The organism is Pseudomonas sp. LBUM1644, from assembly GCF_059716195.1.
The window spans coordinates 4528510-4549712 of the sequence record NZ_CP166812.1; the positions used below are offsets into that span (position 1 = coordinate 4528510).

A 21203-nucleotide genomic window follows, 5' to 3' on the forward strand; every position below is an offset into this window, starting at 1 on the left:
GTGGGGTGTCGCCAATTCCGTCTTCGCGAGCAAGCCCGCCCCCACATTGGGTCTCCAGTGAACATAGGATTGGTGTTAGGCGCCAATCCAATGTGGGAGCGGGCTTGCTCGCGAAGAGGCTGGACCAGTCACCTCATAATCCGCAGAGTTCACGCAACAGCCGCGTATCCAGATGCTGTTCCACCAGATCCGCCAGCCGCTCGATATCACGCTCGCGCAACGCGTGGTAATCGACTTCCTGCACAGCCTGCAAACCCGCCCAGCGCAACAACGCGCTGCACGCGGTCGGCGACTCGAACAACCCATGCAAGTACGTACCGAAAATCTGCCCGTCGACACTTTGCGCACCGTCGCAGCGACCGTCATCCAGCTGCACGGCGGCGTTTTCCAACGCCGGCCCGGTGGTCACGCCGGCGTGAATTTCGTAGCCGCTGACTTCAGCGTTTTCCAACGCCAAATGCCCGCGCACATTGCGCAATTGCTTCTCTTCTTCGAGCTGCGTTTCGAACGCCAGCAACCCCAGGCCGGCACTGGAACCCGGCGCGCCTTCAAGGCCCAACGGGTCATGCACCTGCTCACCGAGCATTTGCAGGCCACCGCAAATCCCCAACACTTTGCCACCGTAACGCAGGTGACGGGCAATGGCGCTGTCCCAGCCGCTGGCACGCAGGTAAGCGAGGTCGCTGCGCACGCTTTTCGAGCCGGGGAGAATCATCAGGTCCGCGGGCGGAATCGACTGACCAGGGCCGATGAATTGCAGGTCCACTTGCGGGTGCAGGCGCAGCGGATCGAAATCGGTGTGGTTACTGATCCGCGGTAAAACCGGCACCACCACTTTCAGCACTTGCGCAGCCTTTTCGGTCTGACGCTGGTCGATGCCGTCCTCCGCTTCCAGATGCAGATCCATCACGTAAGGCAGCACGCCGATCACCGGTTTGCCGGTGCGCGCTTCCAGCCAATCCAGGCCCGGTTGCAGCAGGGCGATGTCACCGCGAAAGCGATTGATGATGAAACCTTTGACCCGCGCCTGCTCGCTCGGCGACAACAGTTCCAGGGTGCCCACCAAATGCGCGAAGACGCCGCCACGATTGATGTCGGCAATCAGCAACACCGGGCAATCGACGGCTTCGGCGAAGCCCATGTTGGCGATGTCACCGGCGCGCAGATTGATCTCGGCCGGCGAGCCGGCACCTTCGACCATCACCACCGGATACGCTGCGCTCAACCGTTGATGGGAAGCCAGTACCGCTTGCATCGCGATGGCTTTGTAGTCGTGGTAGGCGACAGCGTTCATCGTGGTGACGGCGCGCCCATGAATGATCACCTGGGCGCCGGTATCGCTGTTGGGTTTGAGCAGTACCGGGTTCATGTCGGTGTGCGGTTGCAGATTGGCCGCCTGGGCCTGCACCGCTTGCGCACGACCGATCTCGCCACCGTCCGCCGTCACCGCGCTGTTGAGCGCCATGTTTTGCGGCTTGAATGGCACGACACGCACGCCTTGGCGCGTGACCCAACGGCAGAGCGCCGTCACCAAGGTGCTTTTACCGGCGTCGGACGTCGTGCCCTGCACCATCAGCGTAGTCATTGTGCTTCCCCGGCGTAGGCATCGAACGCTTGTGCGAGGCGAGCCCATTCGGCTTCGTCGCCGGGCAAGCCAAAACGCAGGCTGGTGTTGTGGGTGAACAACCGCAGCAGGATGCCGCGTCGGGCCATGAACTCATGCAGATGTTCGGCGCGGTCGGTTATCAGCCATTGAAACAGCGCGCAACCGCCCTGGGGTTTGAAACCGTGCTGCTCAAGCAGCAGCGCCAGGCGTTCACTCGCCTGCGCGGTGCGCTGCCGTTGCCGGACATGCCCTTCGGTATCCAGCAGGCACGCCTGGCCGACCACACGGGTCGGGCCGCTGACCGCCCATGGCCCCACTTGTTCGGCCAGCAATTTGAGCAACTTGCGCTCGGCCAGCACAAAGCCTAGCCGCACACCGGCCAGGCCGAAAAATTTGCCGAAGGAACGCAGCACAATCAAACCCACCTGATTGGCAATAGGTGCCAGGCTCAGTGCTGGCGTGTTGTCCATGAACGCCTCGTCCACCACCAGCCAGCCACCGCGCTGGGCAAGCCGCGCGTGCCAGTCGAGCAAGCGACTCGGGGGCAGGCTCAGGCCGGTGGGGTTGTTCGGGTTGACCACCACCAGCACGTCGAGGCTGTCGAGATAAAAGTCGACTTCCTGCTCCAGCACTTCACGCACGATGTAGCCATTGCGTCGCCAGGCTTCGGCGTGTTCGGCATAACACGGCGACACTACGCCGACCTTGCCGGCCCGACGCAAACGCGGCAGCAACTGGATGGCCATTTGCGAACCGGCGACTGGCAACACCTGCACGGCACCGTAGTAGTCGCAAGCGGCCTGCTCCAGACCGTCATCGGTTTCCGGCAAACGCGCCCAGGCCCGCAACGCAATCTCCGGCACCGGAAACGGCCAAGGCGCGAGGCCGCTGGACAGGTCGAGCCAATCGGCTTCGGCAATGCCGTATTCGAGCGCCGCTTTACGTAACCGACCACCGTGCTCAAGCATAAAATTCTGCCCCCACGCAGAGAATCAGCAGCCATAACCATACGCCGCGCTGGACCAATTGCCAGCCACGGTCGATGGAGTCGGCATCCGCCGGCACGCCTTCGCCCAGAGACGGACGCTGGTGCAGTTCGCCGTGATAAATCGCCGCCCCACCCAACTCCACGCCGAGTGCACCGGCACCGGCCGCCATCACCGGACCGGCATTCGGACTGTCCCAGGTCGGGCCCTGGCTGCGCCAGCATTTGAGTGCCAATCGGGTTTTGCCCAGCAGCGCGTAGGTCAATGCCACCAGGCGCGCCGGAATGTAGTTGAGGACGTCGTCGATCTTTGCCGCGGCCCAGCCGAAACGTTCAAAACGTTCGTTGCGATAGCCCCACATCGCATCCAGCGTATTGCTCAATCGGTAGAGCACCACGCCGGGCGCGCCGGCCACCGCAAACCAGAACAGCGCGGCAAACACTGCATCACTGCCGTTTTCCAGGACCGATTCGGTGGCCGCGCGGGCGACTTCGGTTTTATCCAGTTCGCTGGTCTGACGGCTGACCAGATACCCCACGCGCTTACGCGCTTGTTCCAGGTCATCGCTGCGCAAGGCTTTGGCCACCGGCTCGACGTGCTCGCCGAGACTGCGCATGCCGAGGGCGCAATAAAGGGCGAGAATCTCGACGATCCAGCCGACATAGGGCGCCCAGGAAAGTGCTGTGGCCAGCAACGTCAGCGGCAGGACGGCGAGCACCCAAGCGGTGACGCCATGACTGCGCCAGCCGCGACCGCCGCTGTTGAAACGCTGTTCGATGCGGTCGGCAAACCGGCCGAACGCCACCAGCGGATGCCAGCGTTTGGGTTCACCCAGCAGCGCATCCAGCGCAACCGCGGCGACACTCAACAACGCCACACTCATTGACTCACTCCCCAATAATTCTCATACAACAATTCGCTGAGCGGACGCGCCTCTGCCCAGCCTTCGAGCACCAGCATCGGCGCTGGATAGAATTCCTTGACCGGTCCCAAACAGAGAACGGCCAGCGGTTTGGCGCCGGCTGGCAAACCCAGCAGGTCTGCCAGGGCTTGCGGTTCGAACAGCGAGACCCAACCCATGCCCAGTCCTTCGGCGCGGGACGCCAACCACAGGTTCTGGATCGCGCAGGACAGCGAGGCCATGTCCATTTCCGGCAAGGTGCGGCGGCCGAAGACATGTCGCTCGCGATCGTCCATCAGCGCAGCGACCAGCACTTCGGCGCAGTCGCTGATGCCCTCGACCTTGAGCTTCATGAATTCGTCGGTGCGCTCGCCGAGGGCTTCGGCGGTACGAATACGCTCCTCTTCCACCAGCCACTGGATCTTGCCGCGCAGGGCTCGGTCACTGATGCGAATGAAGCGCCAGGGCTGCATCAGGCCGACGCTCGGGGCCTGATGTGCGGCTTCGAGCAGGCGCCGCAGCAGTTCGGGTTCGACCGTGCCGCCGCTGAAGTGACGCATGTCGCGGCGTTCGGCGATGACTCGGTAAACCGCTGCGCGTTCGGCTTCGGAGAATGCGTTGTCGGTCATGGCCTCTTCGCGAGCAAGCCCGCTCCCACAGGGTTTAGGTGATCCAATGTGGGAGCGGGCTTGCTCGCGAAGGCGGCCTCAAGGTCAGGCGCAAACAGTGCGGCAATCGCCGATGGATTCGACGGAAAATAAAAATGCACATAAGAGGCCGTCATCCGCCCCTGACGATAAACCGCCTCCGCCCCGCGCCCACCATTCGGGCTCAACCCTCGAGCAATCGGCTCAAGCTCGGTGCTGGTCAGTGAATGGTGATAGGTGTGCCCGCGCAACGAGCCTTCCGGCAACTCAACCGCCTGCAAGGCCAACGCGGCGAGGCGCTTTTGCATCACCGCATCCCCCGTCAGCAAACCCACCAACTCAGCGCGAGTGCCTTCGACATCAGTCAATGAATCGAGCAGGTACAACATGCCGCCACACTCCGCCAGCAGCGGTTTGCCTGCGCCATGGTGAGCGCGAATAGCGTCGAGCATCGAGCTGTTCTGCGACAGCGCCACATGGTGCAATTCCGGATAACCACCGGGAAGATAAAGGCTGTCAGCCTCCGGCAACTGCGCATCACGGATCGGCGAGAAAAACAGCAACTCGGCGCCCATGGCTCGCAGCAAATCCAGGCTTGCGCCGTAGGTGAAGGCAAACGCTTCGTCACGGGCCACGGCAATCCGCACACCGGCCAGCAAAGGCTCGACAGCGATCACATCCGGGGCGGCAAATTCCACTGCCGGTGGTAGCGCGACTTCACAGCTACTGGCCAAGGCATCGGCTGCTGCATCGAGGCGCACATCGAGATCGTTCAACTCACTGGCCTGGACCAGACCGAGATGGCGGCTCGGCAATTCGATCCCGGTTTCCCGCGACAACGCGCCGTACCAACGCAAGCCTTCGGTCAAACTGCCTTCGAGCAATTGTGCGTGACGCAAGGTGCCGACGCGGTTGGCCAACACGCCGGCAAACGGCAAGTCCGGCTGATACTTTGCAAGCCCCAATGCCAGCGCACCAAAAGTCTGGGCCATGGCGGTGCCGTCGATCACACCGAGCACCGGCACACCGAAGTGCCGCGCCAGGTCAGCGCTGGACGGCGTACCGTCGAAGAGGCCCATGACGCCTTCGATGAGGATCAGGTCCGCCTCACCGGCGGCTTCCCACAACAGCCGACGACTTTCCTGCTCGCCGACCATCCACATGTCCAGTTGATAGACCGGCGCACCGCTGGCGCGCTCGAGAATCATCGGGTCGAGAAAGTCCGGGCCACATTTGAACACACGGACCTTGCGCCCCTGATTGCGATGCAAACGGGCCAGCGCAGCAGTGACGGTGGTCTTGCCCTGGCCGGAGGCCGGCGCGGCTATGAGAACCGCCGGGCAATGACGTGGTTGATTCACAGTTCGACGCCTTTTTGCGCTTTGATCCCGGCCTGGAACGCGTGCTTGATCACGTCCATTTCGGTGACGGTATCCGCCAGTTCGATCATTTCCGGTTTGGCGCCGCGACCCGTGACGACAACGTGCTGCATCGGCGGACGGGCCTGCAAATCGCTGAGCACCATATCGAGGTCGAGATAGCCGTGTTTGAGCGCGATGTTCAATTCATCGAGCACTACCAGGCCGATCGACGGATCGCGCAGCAATTGCTGCGACACGGCCCACGCGGCTTCGGCGGCAGCGATATCACGCTGGCGATCCTGGGTTTCCCAGGTAAAACCCTCACCCATCACATGAAAACGCACCTGCTCCGGAAAGCGCCGAAAGAACAACTCTTCGCCGGTGCTGTTGCGCCCCTTGATGAACTGCACCACGCCGCACTGCATGCCGTGGCCCATGGACCGGGCGAGCATGCCAAACGCCGAGCTACTTTTGCCTTTGCCGTTGCCGGTCAGCACCAGCAGCAGGCCGCATTCATTCGGGGAATTGGCGATGCGTTCGTCGATCACGGCCTTTTTGCGCTGCATGCGCGCCAGATGGCGTTCGTCACGATCGGGGGTATCAGTCATGGGGGAGCTCTCCGTTGAGGCTGGAATAACGGCGGGCAGGCACAAGAATAGACGGCAAAAAGCCTGGCATCGCCCACCGTGATGCCGCTGGATGAGTCAGGCCGGTCTCCGGGCTCATGAGCGGCGATACGCCTGACTGCGCGCCTTCCCATGCCGACAATCGACACAGTGGCTCAAGGCGCAGTCTTCACTCATTTACCGTTGCGGGGGCAGCGCCGGGATCGTGGCTCGTCATTGTGAAATGAGCCCACTCACCGGCTTCCCTGTTTCACTCTGTCGACCAGGGTCACAGAGCACCTGAAACAAGCCGCGAAGGTTAGAGTGTTGGGGGTGGAGCGTCAATTGAAGACAGAACGCTGGCGAACGATATACTGCCGCCGGTCAATCGGCCGACGTCATTGTTGTGCCACGCTGCCAGCAATGATATCAAAGAGCCACAACCTACAATCAAAATAACAAGGGTGAGCAACATGCAAGGCATGATCATCAGCAATCCGAAGCTGGAATTCCTACGCCCGGTGCTCGAACGCTGGTTTGACTGTATCGACCGTTACAACGCCGTGCGCGGCGATAACGACACCCCGTACTGGTTCGATGAAAAAGCCAACCTCGGGCTGCTTTCCGCAGCGGCCTGGATGGCGGAAATGGTCACGCTGCAACAATCGCCGACCCGCAAACAGACCGAAGAAGGCGAGCGCAATGGCCGCGCCGACCTGTTTATCGCCACCGCGGAAGAACGCGCTTACCTTCAGGTCACGCAGCGCTGGCCGCAGGTCAACAGCCTTCACCTGACCCAGGCCCTGATCGACATCACCAGCGACGCGAAGAAAATCAGCTATGCCAGCGACCTGAAACTCGGTTGCCTGTTTGTCGCGCCGCAAAAAGCCCAGCATGGCGCAAAGCCGGAGGAACTCCAGGACATGGTCGACGACCTGCAGAAGGAACACAGCTGCGCCGTCGCCTGGTATTTCCCCTACGCCTACCGCAAGTTGCGCAATGAAGCAGGCAACTATCACCCGGGCATTGCCGTGCTGTTCAAGGAAGCCCGCGGCTGACCTGTTGAACCTTCGAACCTTTCAGCTCCTCTATGAATAGATAAGGCATTCATAGGGAAAACCAGCATGCGTAAGCCCCAGCTCGTTCTCGTCATCGCGCTCGCCGGAGGGCTCGCCGCCTGTGGTGAAACCTCCAGCCTGCAAGTTTCCGACGGCACCGGCCCGTCGCCCAAACTGCCAGAACCCAACAAAACTTTGTTGCCGACCATGAACATCGCCCCGGCGGTCGGCTGGCCGGCCGGCGCAACCCCCACGGCCGCCACAGGGACTCAGGTGGCGGCTTTTGCAGAAGGCCTCGACCATCCGCGATGGCTCTACGTGTTGCCCAATGGCGACATATTGGTAGCCGAAACCAACGCACCGCCGAAACCCGATGACGGCAAAGGTGTTAAAGGCTGGGTCATGAAAAAAGTCATGGGCCGCGCCGGTGCCGGCGTACCGAGTCCGAACCGCATCACGTTGCTGCGGGACACGGACCATGACGGCATCGCCGAAACCCGCACGGTGTTCCTGGAAAACCTTAACTCGCCTTTTGGCATGACCCTGGTCGGCAATGATCTGTACGTGGCCGACACGGACCGCTTGCTGCGTTTCCACTATGAAAGCGGCGATACAACGATCAAGTCGCAACCGGTCAAAGTGGTCGACTTGCCGGGCGGCACGCTGAATCACCACTGGACCAAAAACGTCATCGCCAGCAAGGACGGCAGTAAGTTGTACGTCACGGTGGGTTCCAACAGCAATGTCGCCGAAAACGGTTTGGATAAGGAAGAAGGTCGCGCAGCGATCTGGGAAGTGGACCGGGCCACCGGCAACCACCGGATCTTCGCTTCCGGCCTGCGCAACCCGAACGGCATGGCCTGGGAACCGCACAGTGGCGCATTGTGGACAGCGGTTAACGAGCGAGACGAAATCGGCAGCGACCTGGTGCCCGACTACATCACCTCGGTCAAGGACGGCGCGTTCTACGGCTGGCCGTTCAGCTATTACGGCCAGCACGTCGACATCCGCGTGGACCCGCAAAACCCTGACCTGGTAGCCAAGGCGATTGCCCCGGACTATGCCGTCGGCCCGCATACTGCGTCGCTGGGCCTGACGTTTGCTGAAGGCAACACCCTCCCCACTCAATTCAGGGAAGGAGCCTTCATCGGCCAGCACGGCTCATGGAACCGCAACCCGCACAGCGGCTACAAAGTGATATTCGTACCGTTCAGCGCCGGCAAACCGAACGGACCGCCGGTGGATGTGCTTACCGGCTTCCTCAACGCCGAGGACGATGCGATGGGCCGGCCGGTGGGCGTGGTGATTGATCAGCAGGGTGATCTGCTGGTGGCGGATGATGTGGGGAACAAGGTGTGGCGGGTTTCTGCGGTTAAGTAAATCTCCAACTGCCTACACATATCCAATGTGGGAGCGGGCTTGCTCGCGAAAGCGGTGGGTCAGTCATCACTGATGTTGAATGTGATGACGCCTTCGCGAGCAAGCCCGCTCCCACAGGTTTTGTTGGCAGCCTGGGATTTGTGTACGTCCAAAATCTCCCGTTAGGAGTGAGCCTGCTCGCGATAGCGGTGGGTCAGTCAATGCTGATGCTGAATGGGATGACGCCTTCGCGAGCAAGCTCGCTCGTAGAGGGGATCGGCGTTTATCGCTTACGGCAAAGTGTCAGTCCATCACCTAACGGCAGCAACGATAGATCCACACGCGAGTCATCCTTTAGCGCGCAATTGAGTGCCTGGATGGCTCGGGTGTCCTCGCTTTCAGGACTCTCCTCAAGCACCCGCCCGCTCCACAGCGTGTTATCGAACACCGCCAGACCACCAACCCGCAGCAAACGCAAGGCGTGCTCCAGGTAAGCGGGATAGTTGGCCTTGTCGGCATCAATGAAAATCAAATCAAAGTGCCCTGGCTGATTCAACTGGCTGAGCGTCTCCAGCGCCGGCGCCAGGCGCAGATCAATTCGATCGGCAAGCCCCGCCGCCTGCCAGTAACGGCGTGCGGTGGCGTTGTAGTCGCCGGGAACATCACAGCAGATCAGTGAACCGTCATCCGGCAATGCCGCCGCCATGCACAAGGCGCTGTAACCGGTAAAGGTACCGACTTCCAGCAAACGCTTCGCCCCCGTGAGCTTCACCAATAACGCGAGAAATTGCCCCTGCTCTGGCGCCACCTGCCAGCGAGCCATGGGCAGCGCCTGGGTTTCATCGCGCAAACGCTTGAGCAGCGGCGTCTCCCTCAGGGAGACGTCGAGCAGGTATTGGTACAGGGAATCGTCGAGATTGAGCGTGCGTGCGGTCATGACCACAACCTCTGGCTGTTACGGGTTGCGCGCCAAGTGCTCGGGCTGCAAGACACGCTTGGCGCTCAGGTAGGCTTTCTGCCAATACGCCTTGGACAGGCTGTCGAGCTTGACCGTGCCGCCAGTGGCTGGCGCATGGACGAAACGACCTTCGCCGACATAGATACCGGCGTGGCTGACCTGCGAGCCGCCATTGGTGGCGAAGAAAATCAGGTCGCCGGTCTGCAGGCCTTCCTTGCCGACATCGGCCGCCTGCATGCTGATCATCTCGCGCGTGGTACGTGGCAGAGAGATGCCCGTGACATCACGGTAAACATAGCCGATCAATCCGCTGCAATCGAAGCCCGAATCCGGCGTGTTGCCGCCCCAGCGATAAGGTGTGCCCACCAGGCCCAACGCTCGAAACAGCACGTCTTCCGCTTCGGGCGAAAAGGGTTGGGCGGAGCTGAAAACGATCGGAGCGCGAACCACCGGCGCAGGGGGCGGTGTGCGGCTGGCGCAGGCGCTGAGCAGCGCTGCGAAGAACATGATTGCGAGGCGGGCCGAGTTCGTCATGGCAGAACATCCTGATCTGGCTGCGGCTTTTTCTGCGGGGACGCAGAAAAGAAAACCGCCTGCGCAGGACGCAGGCGGTTTGCCATCAATAATAGATCTGGATTCTAGCGGCTACGCGGCAAACTTCAAGTAAGACTTTAAGTTCACCTTACAAACTGTCCGCTTACTTACGCGCCGTGACGATTTCCGGGGCGGCAGTCGGGGCCATCGCGAGTGCGCGCTTGGCTTCGATGAAGGTTTTATTCCAGTAGCTATCGCCCAGGCTGTCGATGCGGACGCCACCGCTACGGCGGCTGCTGGAATGGATGAACTGGTTGTCACCCAGGTAGATCCCGGCGTGACTGACGCGACCGCGACGACCATTGGTGGCGAAAAACAGCAAATCGCCAGGTTCCAGCTTGCTGCGAGAAACCAGCGGAGCGTCGACGTTGATCATTTCACGCGTAGAGCGCGGCAGGTTCATGCCGGCTTCTTCACGGAACAGGTAACCGATGAAGCCGCTGCAATCAAAGCCGGCTTCGGAGGTGCCGCCGAAACGGTAACGGGTACCGATCAGGGACATGCCGCGTTCGAGGATGCTGTCAGCGAGAGCCGGAAGCTGGTAGGACTTGCCATCAGCGAAGTCTGCCAGTTCTTTTTCGGTAGCCAGTTCTTCCTGGTAAAGAGCGGAAGACTGGGCGGTAACAGAATTATTAACCTGCTGTTGAGGGGCCTGCTCGGACACTGGAGAGTGAGCGGCGCAACCGAACAACAGGGTGACAAGTGCGAGAGGCACGAGGGGTGCAAAGCGATTTAGCATGGGCACGACCGTGGCTGATAGTTGTAAAGAAGCCGAGACTATGCCCGCTATCATCCTCATTTGCAAATTCAATCGAACTTTATGTGACTTTCCGGTTTCGCGTTTACATCTAAGCGCTAAAGCCCCATTTAGACACTTGCGCGGCCTACAGCCTGTAGGAAAGCGGATTTTTTGGCGCCTGAAATATGCCAAAAACCCTGTAGGGCTTGGGTTTTACCAGCCCAGCGTCTCTTTTAGAAACGGAATGGTCAGCTTGCGCTGGGCTTGAAGTGAGGCCTGATCGAGACGCTCGAGCAGCTCGAAAAGTGCGCTCATGCTGCGAGTGCCACGGGTCAGGATAAAATGCCCGACTTCATCGGTCAGGTGCAGGCCGCGACGCGACGCGCGCAGTTGCAATGCACGTAATTTGTCTTCGTCGGAAAGCGGGCGCATCTGGAAGATCAGTGCCAGTGTGAGACGGGATTTCAGGTCCGCCAGCTTCACCGGCAATTCACGCGGGGAGGTCGACGCAGCGATCAGAAGGCGTCGACCGCTATCACGTAAACGATTGAACAGATGGAACAGCGCCTCTTCCCAATCCGCACGCCCGGCTACCGCCTGCAGATCATCCAGGCAGACCAGTTCGTATTGTTCGAGGTTATCGAGAATTTCGGTGCCGCGATCCAGCAACTCGGCCAACGGCAGGTACACCGCCGGCTCCCCCAACTGTTCAAAGCGCAGGCAAGCGGCCTGCAACAAGTGGGTACGCCCTACCCCGTCCTTGCCCCAGAGATAAATCAGGCTTTCGGTCCAGCCGGCGTCGGCTTCGCATAGCCGCTCGACATAGCCGAGTGCTGCGGCATTGGCGCCTGGGTAGTAGTTGATAAAGGTAGCGTCATCACGCAGACGCACACCTAGGGGCAGCTGAATCGGTTTCATGCTGACTGAACAGTTCCAACGGAACCGTTAGTGGCCTCTGTGTAAAGTTTGCGAAGTTTATACCCGTGAAGCTGCCCGCACAATGCGACAGACCACAAGCAAAATCAAAGGTTTGCGTTAACGCACTGGTTTTATGACAGTTTCTTTGGCGGCGCATGTGACAGCTGCGCGAAGGAAGCGGGCTCACCTGGCATCAAACCAGGCTGCCCGCCAAGGGTCATCGACCGTTCTTACAGTTCCGGTTCGTCGACGCCACTGTACATATCAGAATCTTTATACAAATCATGCACATGACGCACCAGCACCATGATGACCGCCGCCACCGGCAGCGCCAGCAATACGCCGGTAAACCCGAACAGTTCACCGCCCGCCAGAATCGCAAAAATCACCGCCACAGGATGTAGACCGATCCGGTCGCCCACCAGCAATGGCGTCAGCACCATGCCTTCCAGCGCCTGGCCGATCATGAACACCGCGACGATGCCGATCATGGGATACAAGTCGCCACCAAACTGAAACAGGCCGGCAATCAACGCCGCGCCAATGCCAATCACAAACCCCATGTAGGGCACGATCGCCGCCAGACCGGCAATCAGGCCAATCAACAGCCCCAACTCCAATCCGACCAGCATCAAGCCCGCCGCGTAGATCACACCCAACGCCAGCATCACCAGTAACTGCCCGCGGACAAACGCCCCGAGCACTTCATGGCATTCCCCCGCCAGGGAAACCACGCGCTCTTCGCGATCACGGGGCAGCAGGCTGCGGACCTTGGCCATCATGACGTCCCAATCCCGTAGCAAGTAGAAACTCACCACCGGAATCAGCACCAGATTCGCCAGCCAGCCGATCAATGCCAGCCCGGAAGCCGTTGCCTGGCTAAGCACCACGCCGACAATGTCACTGGTCTGGCCCATGTGTTCACTGATCGCAGCCTTCAACTTGTCGAACTTCCAGAAATTATCCGACAGCCCGAATTTCGATTGCGCCCACGGCAACGCGGTGTGTTGCAACCAGTCGAGCATCTGCGGCGCCAACTCGTACAGACGAAAAAGCTGCCTGGCGAGCATCGGCACCAACACCAGCAGCAATGTCGTGAAGATCAGCGCGAACAGTGCAAACACCGCGATCACGCCCCAGGTCCGCGATAACCCGGCCTTTTCCAGCCGATCCACCAGCGGATCGAACAGATAGGCCAACAGCAGCGCCACCAGGAACGGCGTCAAGATTGGATGCAACAGCCAGACAAACGCGCAGAGCAGGACAACCCCACCCAACCAGAACCAACGCCGCGTATCGGCCATGTACAACTCCCTATGCATCTATATAAAGAAAGAAAACCTTACCAACGGAATCGCAACTGCGGCACAGGCGCCGGAGCTGGCGCTACAACCGGTGCCGAACCCTCGGCCGGCTGAACCGGAGCCGTTGGCGCCGGTGCCTGACCGGCCGGGACCTCCTGCAATTTCGCCAGCGACAACTGCGCCCGCAACTGTTCGGCACTGCCATTGACCCGATAGAGAATGCGGTCGCCATCGACGCTTTGCAGGCGCGCACCAAACGGTTCCAACAAACGCCCGAGCGCCGCGTAGTGCTCCAGGTTCATGCCTTGCACTTCCAGCAACTGCTCGCCCGAAACACCCGCCTTGACCACAAATCGCGGTGCCAGGCGCTCACTGACCGCCAGCATCACCGCATCGGCGACGGCGGCCTGATCCGCGCCCTGCACACTCCCCGCTTCCTTCTGATCGCCCAGAAACAAATGCCACTTGGCTTGCCATTGGCCACCCTCTTCATGGGCATGCACCGCCAGCAAGGCATCCGCGTTGTATCGTTCCGACGCTGCGCGCAGGGGTGTTGCGTCCGTACCTTCAAGATTCGGCGCCGTCGCTACCAGCTGTTCACTCAAGTCCGCCAACGGCAGACGCAACGGCAAGCCCCGGTGTTGTGCCGCGCGACGCAACGGTGCAGCACTGGCCTGGCCATCGCCCACCAGGCTCGAGCCCTCGGTGGAGTCGTTCAGCCACCAGCCGAGGATCGACGGCCGATTGGCGCCCCACAGCGACAGCCCGGCGCGCCGCAGCGCCTGCTCGGTGGTCGCCGGGTCGAAATCGACTTTCAGCACTTCCGGCGGGCCGGCCTCAAAGCCGTATTGACTAATGATTTGTTGCGGATCTTTGCGCACCGCCGCCAGCCCCGGGTTTTGCGCAGCCTTGGGGTCGCCGGTCAGGCGCAGCACCAGGGTATCCAACGCGCGCTGCGTCGCTTGATCGCGCTCCTCCTGGGTCTGGCTGCTGACGGGCTCGCGAACTTGATAAAGGCCTTTGACGGTTTCGGCATGACTCGCCAGGCTGAAAAGAGACAAACAACCCACAAACAAGAATTTACAAAAACGCATGGAGGATTCCTGACGACAAGAGCGGCTGGAACAGACCGCATGAAGAAGATCGGGCAAGGCTGTGACCACATCCCTGCGCAAAACATTCACCACGATCCAACTAAGTTTTCGCACTGTCCTAACGATAGACGGTTAATAGCGATACCTTATACAGCCATGTAAGACCCCACCAAAACGCGCAATATCAATTTTTTTAATGCGATATGCCCCTGCCGTCGGCGTGAGGATGGCCGCTGCCCCTCAAGCCTGATAAAATCGCGCGCCTTCGCAGACCGGCAACAGCCGGGCACCCTGAAATTCGCGCATGGCACTCGCCTTCGTCTGTTTCGGCGGTCCCACTGGACTCGGTCGTTACCCCTGAATCCCCCCTAAAGGCCTGGATCATGAGCAAGCAACCCTCCCTGAGCTACAAGGACGCCGGTGTAGACATCGACGCCGGTGAAGCATTGGTCGAACGCATCAAGAGCGTCGCCAAGCGCACTGCGCGCCCGGAAGTCATGGGCGGCCTGGGCGGTTTCGGCGCCCTCTGCGAAATCCCGGCCGGCTACAAGCAGCCTGTGCTGGTTTCTGGTACTGACGGCGTCGGCACCAAACTGCGCCTGGCACTGAACCTGAACAAGCACGACAGCATCGGCATCGACCTGGTGGCCATGTGCGTCAACGATCTGGTGGTCTGTGGCGCCGAGCCGCTGTTCTTCCTCGACTACTACGCCACCGGCAAACTGAACGTCGAAACCGCGACCCAGGTCGTGACCGGCATCGGCGCTGGCTGTGAACTGTCCGGCTGCTCCCTGGTCGGCGGCGAAACCGCTGAAATGCCTGGCATGTACGAAGGCGAAGACTACGACCTGGCCGGCTTCTGTGTTGGCGTCGTGGAAAAATCCGAAATCATCGACGGTTCCAAAGTCGCTGCCGGTGACGCATTGCTCGCCCTGCCGTCTTCCGGCCCGCACTCCAACGGCTACTCGCTGATCCGCAAGATCATCGAAGTGTCCGGTGCAGACATCGAAAACATCCAGCTCGACGGCAAGCCGCTGACCGACCTGTTGATGGCCCCGACCCGTATCTACGTGAAGCCGCTGCTCAAACTGATCAAGGAAACCGGCGCGGTCAAAGCCATGGCCCACATCACCGGTGGTGGCCTGCTGGACAACATCCCGCGCGTGCTGCCAAAAGGCGCACAAGCGGTGGTTGACGTGGCGAGCTGGACCCGCCCTGCGGTGTTCGACTGGCTGCAAGAGAAAGGCAACGTCGACGAAAACGAAATGCACCGCGTGCTGAACTGCGGCGTCGGCATGGTCATCTGCGTGGCTCAAGAGCACGTTGAAACCGCGTTGAACGTATTGCGCGAAGCCGGCGAGCAGCCTTGGGTCATCGGCCAGATCTCCACCGCTGCCGAAGGCGCGGCTCAGGTCGAACTGAAGAACCTTAAGGCGCACTAATGTCCGTCACCTGTGATGTCGTGGTGCTGTTGTCTGGCACCGGCAGTAACTTGCAGGCCTTGATCGACAGCACGCGGACCGGCGACAGCCCGGTCCGCATCGCTGCGGTGATTTCCAACCGCGCCGACGCCTACGGTCTGCAACGCGCCAGGGACGCAGGTATCGACACCCGCTCCCTGGATCACAAGGCGTTCGAAGGCCGCGAAGCCTTCGATGCCGCGCTGATCGAACTGATCGACGCGTTCAATCCAAAACTCGTGGTACTGGCCGGTTTCATGCGCATTCTCAGCGCAGACTTCGTGCGCCACTATCAGGGGCGCCTGCTCAACATCCATCCCTCGCTGTTGCCCAAATACAAAGGGTTACACACTCATCAGCGCGCTTTGGAGGCCGGCGACACCGAGCACGGCTGCTCCGTGCATTTCGTCACCGAGGAACTCGATGGCGGACCACTGGTCGTACAGGCAGTAATACCGGTAGAGTTGCAGGATTCGCCGCAGAGTCTGGCGCAGCGGGTTCACGCTCAGGAACACCTGATCTACCCGATGGCCATACGCTGGTTTGCCGAAGGTCGTTTATCACTCGGTGAACAAGGTGCTTTACTGGATGGCCAGATACTCGCGGCCAGCGGCCACTTGATTCGAACCTAGGAGATTTTATGCGTCGCGCCCTGCTCTTCGCTTGCGCTCTGCTCGCCCTGCCCTTTGCGCAGGCTGCAGAACTTCAACCCTTCTCCGCCAGCTACACCGCCGACTGGAAACAACTGCCGATGAGCGGCACGGCTGAACGCAGCCTGACCAAGCAAGCCAACGGCGTCTGGAAACTCAGCTTCAAGGCGTCGATGATGATTGCCAGCCTGTCCGAGGAAAGCACCCTGACCCTCGACAAGGACACACTGCTGCCACAGTCCTATCACTTCGAACGTGGCGGCTTGGGCAAAGCCAAGAAAGCCGATCTGGATTTCGACTGGACCACCAAAATGGTCACCGGCACCGATCGTGGTGACCCGGTCAAGATCCCGCTGAATCGCGGCATGGTCGACAAGTCCACCTATCAACTTGCGCTGCAGCATGACGTCGCGGCCGGCAAGAAAAGCATGAGCTATCAGGTCGTCGATGATGGCGAAGTCGATACCTATGACTTCCGCGTGCTGGGTTCGGAGAAGGTCGACACCAAGGCTGGCCAGATTGAGGCAATCAAGGTCGAGCGCGTGCGCGACCCCACACAAAGCAAGCGCATCACCGTGCTGTGGTTCGCCAAGGACTGGGATTACTTGCTGGTTCGCCTGCAACAGGTTGAAACCGACGGCAAGGAGTACAACATCATGCTCCTCGACGGTACGGTCAACGGCAAGGCTGTCAAAGGCAGCTGATCCGGGTCGACACGAAAATCCGGAATCCGATGAGGATTCCGGATTTTTTTATGCCTAATGTATTGTCAGATCCGCGCCAGGCCCTGAGCCAGGTCGGCGCGCAGGTCTTCCACATCCTCGACACCTACAGACAATCGCACCAGCGCATCGCCAATGCCCAGCTCGGCGCGGGTGTCTGCCGGGATTGTGGCGTGGGTCATGATCGCCGGGTGCTCGATCAGGCTTTCCACCCCGCCCAGGCTCTCGGCCAGGGCAAAGATCTGCATGCTCTCCAGGAAACGCTTGGCGCCCGCCAGGTCACTGTTCAGGTCGAGAGAAATCATCCCGCCGAAACCGCGCATCTGCTGCCGCGCCAGTTCGTGCTGCGGGTGTGACGGCAGGCCCGGGTAGTAGACACGCGCCACTTGCGGTTGACGCTCCAGCCATTGCGCCAGCTCCAGCGCATTGCTGCAGTGGCGCTCCATGCGCAGCGCCAGCGTCTTCACGCCACGTAGCGTGAGGAAGGCGTCGAATGGCCCGGCGATAGCGCCGACCGCGTTCTGCAAGAAGCCCAGGCGCTCGGCCAGTTCCGCGTTCTGCCCGACCACCGCGATGCCGCCGATGACGTCGGAGTGGCCGTTCAGGTACTTGGTCGTCGAATGCACCACGATATCGAAGCCCAGCTCCAGGGGACGCTGGATCCACGGGCTGGCAAAGGTGTTGTCGGCCACGCAGATGATGCCTCGGTCGCGGCAGATACGCGCAATGGCGGCGAGGTCGGTCAGGCGCAACAAGGGATTGCTTGGCGTCTCGACACAGACCATGCGCGTGTCGTCCTGTAGCGCCGCCTCGAAGGCCGACAGGTCAGTCAGATCGACAAAGGTGAAGCGATGCCCGGCACTGCGCCGACGCACTTTGTCGAACAAGCGGAAGGTGCCGCCGTACAGGTCATTGCCGGAAACAATGTGCGAGCCGGTATCGAGCAGCTCAAGCACGGTCGAGATAGTCGCCAGCCCGGAAGCGAAGGCGAACGCCTGCGTGCCGCCCTCGAGGTCGGCCACACAACGCTCCAGCGCAAAACGTGTTGGATTGTGCGAGCGCCCGTAGTCGAAACCCTTGTGCACACCAGGGCTCTGCTGCAAGTAAGTGGAATTGGCGTAAATCGGTGGCATCAGCGCCCCGGTGGTGGGGTCCGGCGTCTGTCCGGCATGGATGACACGGGTGGCGAAACCCCGTGGCGGCGCATTTTCATCGTGCTGACTCATGTAAGGGATCTCCGTAAATGATTGAGCATGTCGACTCGAGTAACCAAGCCATGGAAGCCTGAGGCGTCGGCGATGATCGCCACCAGCCCACGGTCGAGCTCGGCCCGTAGTTCGGCCAGGCTGGCACCGGGCGGCAGGGTTTGCAGCTTGTCAGTCATTGCGCTGGCCACGGTCAGGCGGAAATTCGACGCGCCTTCCTGCATGCCCAGCAAAATATCGGACTCGTCGATCACGCCGACCAGCCGCTGCCCGTCCGCCAGCACCGGCAGTTGCGAGACGTCCGCCAGGCGCATGCGCTGGAAGGCTGTGAGCAGCGTGTCGTCCGGGCCTACGCTGACCACCCGGCCATCTTCGAAACGCCGCGCGATCACGTCACGCAGATCGCCATACGGCTTACGCGCAAGCAAACCCTGATCGTTCATCCATTGGTCGTTGTACACCTTCGACAGGTAGCGAGTGCCGGTGTCGCAAACAAAGCTGACCACGCGCTTCGGCTCGGGCTGCTCGCGGCAGTAGCGCAAGGCCGCCGCCAGCAAGGTGCCCGTAGAGGAGCCGCCGAGAATACCCTCGGCGCGCAGCAGTTGGCGGGCATGATCGAAGCTTTCCTCGTCACTGATCGAATAGGCGTGGCGCACACTTGAGAGATCGGCAATTGATGGAATGAAGTCTTCACCGATGCCCTCCACCGCCCACGAACCGGGCGTAATGAGGTTGCCGCTGCGGCTGTATTCGGCCATTACCGACCCGATTGGATCGGCCAGCACCATTTCCAGGTTTGGCTGCACGCGTTTGAAGAAACGGGTCAACCCGGTGAGCGTGCCGGCCGAGCCGACGCCGACGACGATGGCATCCAGATCGTGTTGAGTCTGCGCCCAGATCTCCGGCGCGGTGCTGCACTCGTGGGCCAGCGGGTTGGCCGGGTTGTTGAATTGATCGGCAAAGAAAGCGTCGGGAATTTCCTGCGCAAGCCGCGCCGCGACGTCCTGATAGTAATCGGGATGGCCCTTGCCGACGTCGGAACGGGTGATGTGCACCTCGGCGCCCATGGCCTTCAAGTGCAAGACCTTCTCGGTGGACATCTTGTCCGGCACCACCAACACCACCCGGTAGCCCTTGGCACGACCGACCAGGGCCAGGCCGAGCCCGGTGTTGCCGGCGGTGGCTTCGACGATGGTGCCACCGGGGCGCAGACGGCCATCGCGCTCGGCGGCGTCGATCATTGCCAGGCCGATGCGGTCCTTGATCGATCCGCCGGGGTTCTGTGATTCGAGCTTGAGGAACAGCGTGCACGGACCGGTATCGAAGCGGCTGACGCGGACCAGCGGCGTGTTTCCGATCAGTTCAAGCACGGCAGGACGGGAGTCGTTCGGCATGTCGTCACCTTAATGCGGGAAACCCCGCTGGATGGACAGCAACCTGCGGCGAATCATCGCGCGCCAGTCGCCAGCAATGCGTCGCTTGGACCATAGGCCGGGATCGCGCCACCCGCAACCATGCGCAGCCAACCGGTCGCATCGCCATAACGATTCGGCGTAATCAGAGACCCCGGTGCAAATAGTGGAACGCCCGTCACGAGGAATGCTCTATAACTTCAAGGTCTTTTTTGATCGAATGACTTTCCTACTGCCTGCGAGGTTTTTCCATGTCAGTCACCGTCAATACCATCTCCAGCGAAGGTTTTCGTCACAGCGTGCAGATCGATGAGCACGAACTCTTCGCCGATGTACCTCAATCCGTCGGTGGCGAAGGTTCGGCACCGGAGCCCCATGATTACTTCGACGCCGCCCTCGGTGCTTGCAAAGCATTGACCCTGAAAATGTACGCCAAGAAGAAAAACATCCCGCTGACGGGCGTGACGGTCGAGGTCAAACGCGACAACAGCGAAGAGCAAAAGGGCAAATATGCGCTGCACGTCAAACTGACGCTCAAGGGCGTGCTCACCGACGCCGAGCGTGAAGAGCTGCATCGCGTGGCGGACCGCTGCCCGGTCCACAAACTGATGACCACCACCGAAGTCAGTATCGAAACCCACCTGGCCGAAGGCGCCTTCAGCCAGTAGCGGCAAGGGCTGCACAAGCGGGTTATGCTCCATGCGTCACCCGCTCAGCCTGGAATGCACCATGAACACTCCGCTCGTGATCCGCCCTCGCGCCGAAGATGTCGAAGGCCAACCGATTCTTCGCCCACTGCCGTCGGCCAAATGCCGCAGCGTCGGGCCTTTTGTGTTTTTTGATCACATGCTCGAAACCCGCTATCCGGCGGGTAAAGGCATGAACATTCGTCAGCACCCGCACATCGGCCTCTCCACCCTCACCTACCTGTTTCAGGGGCAGATCCAGCATAAGGACAGCCTCGGCTCCGATCAGGTGGTGGAAGCCGGTGATGTCAGCTGGATGACGGCGGGCAGCGCAATTGCCCACGTCGAACGCACCCCGGAGGCGTTGAAGAACAGCGGATTCACGATGCACGGCTTGCAGATTTGGCTGGCTTCGCCAAAGGCTCATGAAACAGGCCCGGGCCATTACAGCCATCACCCGGCCGCCACACTGCCGGTCAGCGATAACCTGGGGGTGAAAATCCGCATGATTGCGGGCTCAGGCTTTTGTCTGGAATCGCCGGTGCCGGTGCTTTCTCCTACGTTGTACGCGGAATTGAACCTGCAAACGGCGACGACATTGCTGATTCCCGCCGAACATGAGGAACGGGCGCTGTATGTGTTGAGTGGCGAAGCGCAGCTTGAGGGCGAACCGCTGGAATTGAATTCGCTGGTGGTTTTACCGACCGGCGAAGAGATGACCTTGTTCGCCGAGAGCGACTGTCATGCGGTGTTGTTTGGCGGTGCGCCACTGGACGGGCCACGGCGAATCAACTGGAATTTCGTGGCGAGCGATCCGACGGTGATCGATGAAGCGCGTCGGCGCTGGGCGGCTGGGGATTGGCCGACGGTGCCAGGGGAAATCGAGCGGATTGAACTGCCTTAGATGCAAAGTCAAAAGATCGCAGCCTGCGGCAGCT

The 21203-nt window shown here is 60.8% G+C and carries 22 protein-coding genes and 1 riboswitch; of the genes, 7 read left to right on the forward strand and 15 right to left on the reverse strand.

The annotated features are described in order from the left end of the window. Positions 1–133 precede the first annotated feature (133 nt). From ACA052_RS20595 to cobO, 6 genes are read right to left on the reverse strand one after another with little or no spacing between them, the layout of a single operon-like run. Positions 134–1585, reverse strand: a complete 1452-nt coding sequence (locus ACA052_RS20595) for a cobyric acid synthase (RefSeq protein WP_497646543.1) — start codon at positions 1583–1585, stop codon at positions 134–136. Beyond that, a complete protein-coding gene (gene cobD, locus ACA052_RS20600; RefSeq protein ID WP_497646544.1) occupies positions 1582–2574 on the reverse strand; it encodes a threonine-phosphate decarboxylase CobD in 993 nt (330 codons plus the stop codon). Before cobD ends, ACA052_RS20595 begins: the two co-directional genes overlap by 4 nt. Then, complete coding sequence (gene cbiB / locus ACA052_RS20605; RefSeq protein ID WP_497646545.1) at positions 2567–3475, reverse strand: adenosylcobinamide-phosphate synthase CbiB; 909 nt, start codon at positions 3473–3475, stop codon at positions 2567–2569. Before cbiB ends, cobD begins: the two co-directional genes overlap by 8 nt. After that, complete coding sequence (bluB, locus tag ACA052_RS20610; RefSeq protein ID WP_497646546.1) at positions 3472–4122, reverse strand: 5,6-dimethylbenzimidazole synthase; 651 nt, start codon at positions 4120–4122, stop codon at positions 3472–3474. The genes cbiB and bluB overlap by 4 nt, the downstream gene beginning before the upstream one ends. Beyond that, positions 4119–5501 (reverse strand): cobyrinic acid a,c-diamide synthase CobB, encoded by a 1383-nt coding sequence (locus ACA052_RS20615; protein WP_497646547.1) that lies wholly within the window; start codon positions 5499–5501, stop codon positions 4119–4121. The genes bluB and ACA052_RS20615 overlap by 4 nt, the downstream gene beginning before the upstream one ends. Next, the gene (cobO, locus tag ACA052_RS20620; protein WP_497646548.1) at positions 5498–6109 is read right to left on the reverse strand and encodes a cob(I)yrinic acid a,c-diamide adenosyltransferase; all 612 of its coding nucleotides are present in this window, start codon (positions 6107–6109) and stop codon (positions 5498–5500) included. The genes ACA052_RS20615 and cobO overlap by 4 nt, the downstream gene beginning before the upstream one ends. A gap of 82 nt (positions 6110–6191) precedes the next feature. Continuing rightward, positions 6192–6425: riboswitch (cobalamin riboswitch) on the reverse strand. Between the two features lie 154 nt (positions 6426–6579). Between cobO and ACA052_RS20625 the strand changes: the two genes are divergently transcribed. Both ACA052_RS20625 and ACA052_RS20630 read left to right on the forward strand, forming a co-directional pair. After that, positions 6580–7164: a hypothetical protein gene (locus ACA052_RS20625; protein ID WP_497646549.1), complete on the forward strand. Its 585-nt coding sequence runs from the start codon at positions 6580–6582 to the stop codon at positions 7162–7164. Positions 7165–7230: 66 nt separating this feature from the next. Further along, a complete protein-coding gene (locus tag ACA052_RS20630) occupies positions 7231–8544 on the forward strand; it encodes a PQQ-dependent sugar dehydrogenase (RefSeq protein WP_497646550.1) in 1314 nt (437 codons plus the stop codon). A gap of 262 nt (positions 8545–8806) precedes the next feature. On the opposite strand, the gene ACA052_RS20635 is transcribed toward ACA052_RS20630, so the two are convergent. The 6 genes from ACA052_RS20635 to ACA052_RS20660 all read right to left on the reverse strand — a co-directional run bounded on the left by ACA052_RS20635 (position 8807) and on the right by ACA052_RS20660 (position 14130). After that, a complete protein-coding gene (locus ACA052_RS20635) occupies positions 8807–9460 on the reverse strand; it encodes an O-methyltransferase (RefSeq protein WP_497646551.1) in 654 nt (217 codons plus the stop codon). A gap of 18 nt (positions 9461–9478) precedes the next feature. Further along, positions 9479–10015 (reverse strand): C40 family peptidase, encoded by a 537-nt coding sequence (locus ACA052_RS20640; RefSeq protein ID WP_497646552.1) that lies wholly within the window; start codon positions 10013–10015, stop codon positions 9479–9481. 163 nt (positions 10016–10178) lie between these two features. Continuing rightward, positions 10179–10814: a C40 family peptidase gene (locus tag ACA052_RS20645; protein WP_497646553.1), complete on the reverse strand. Its 636-nt coding sequence runs from the start codon at positions 10812–10814 to the stop codon at positions 10179–10181. A 213-nt stretch (positions 10815–11027) separates the two neighbouring features. After that, entirely contained in the window at positions 11028–11732 is a 705-nt protein-coding gene (gene hda, locus ACA052_RS20650; RefSeq protein WP_157713295.1) for a DnaA regulatory inactivator Hda, read from the reverse strand. Between the two features lie 230 nt (positions 11733–11962). Then, a complete protein-coding gene (locus ACA052_RS20655) occupies positions 11963–13036 on the reverse strand; it encodes an AI-2E family transporter (RefSeq protein ID WP_497646554.1) in 1074 nt (357 codons plus the stop codon). Positions 13037–13074: 38 nt separating this feature from the next. Next, on the reverse strand, positions 13075–14130 hold the full coding sequence (locus ACA052_RS20660) for a DUF2066 domain-containing protein (protein ID WP_497646555.1): 1056 nt from the start codon (positions 14128–14130) through the stop codon (positions 13075–13077). 383 nt (positions 14131–14513) lie between these two features. Here ACA052_RS20660 and purM point away from each other — a divergent pair, with 383 nt between their 5' ends. From purM to ACA052_RS20675, 3 genes are read left to right on the forward strand one after another with little or no spacing between them, the layout of a single operon-like run. Then, positions 14514–15572 (forward strand): phosphoribosylformylglycinamidine cyclo-ligase, encoded by a 1059-nt coding sequence (gene purM, locus ACA052_RS20665; protein WP_008148639.1) that lies wholly within the window; start codon positions 14514–14516, stop codon positions 15570–15572. After that, the gene (purN, locus tag ACA052_RS20670; RefSeq protein WP_497646556.1) at positions 15572–16222 is read left to right on the forward strand and encodes a phosphoribosylglycinamide formyltransferase; all 651 of its coding nucleotides are present in this window, start codon (positions 15572–15574) and stop codon (positions 16220–16222) included. The genes purM and purN overlap by 1 nt, the downstream gene beginning before the upstream one ends. An 8-nt stretch (positions 16223–16230) precedes the next feature. Beyond that, positions 16231–16944 (forward strand): DUF3108 domain-containing protein, encoded by a 714-nt coding sequence (locus ACA052_RS20675; RefSeq protein ID WP_497646557.1) that lies wholly within the window; start codon positions 16231–16233, stop codon positions 16942–16944. 65 nt (positions 16945–17009) lie between these two features. On the opposite strand, the gene ACA052_RS20680 is transcribed toward ACA052_RS20675, so the two are convergent. From ACA052_RS20680 to ACA052_RS20690, 3 genes are read right to left on the reverse strand one after another with little or no spacing between them, the layout of a single operon-like run. Then, positions 17010–18188, reverse strand: a complete 1179-nt coding sequence (locus ACA052_RS20680) for a trans-sulfuration enzyme family protein (protein ID WP_497646558.1) — start codon at positions 18186–18188, stop codon at positions 17010–17012. Continuing rightward, positions 18185–19561, reverse strand: a complete 1377-nt coding sequence (locus ACA052_RS20685; protein WP_497646559.1) for a pyridoxal-phosphate dependent enzyme — start codon at positions 19559–19561, stop codon at positions 18185–18187. The genes ACA052_RS20680 and ACA052_RS20685 overlap by 4 nt, the downstream gene beginning before the upstream one ends. 53 nt (positions 19562–19614) lie before the next feature. Then, complete coding sequence (locus tag ACA052_RS20690) at positions 19615–19761, reverse strand: hypothetical protein (RefSeq protein WP_497646560.1); 147 nt, start codon at positions 19759–19761, stop codon at positions 19615–19617. Positions 19762–19830: 69 nt separating this feature from the next. Here ACA052_RS20690 and ACA052_RS20695 point away from each other — a divergent pair, with 69 nt between their 5' ends. Both ACA052_RS20695 and ACA052_RS20700 read left to right on the forward strand, forming a co-directional pair. Then, positions 19831–20247, forward strand: a complete 417-nt coding sequence (locus ACA052_RS20695; RefSeq protein WP_497646561.1) for an OsmC family protein — start codon at positions 19831–19833, stop codon at positions 20245–20247. 61 nt (positions 20248–20308) lie between these two features. Beyond that, complete coding sequence (locus ACA052_RS20700; protein ID WP_497646562.1) at positions 20309–21169, forward strand: pirin family protein; 861 nt, start codon at positions 20309–20311, stop codon at positions 21167–21169. The last annotated feature ends 34 nt before the right edge of the window (positions 21170–21203 follow it).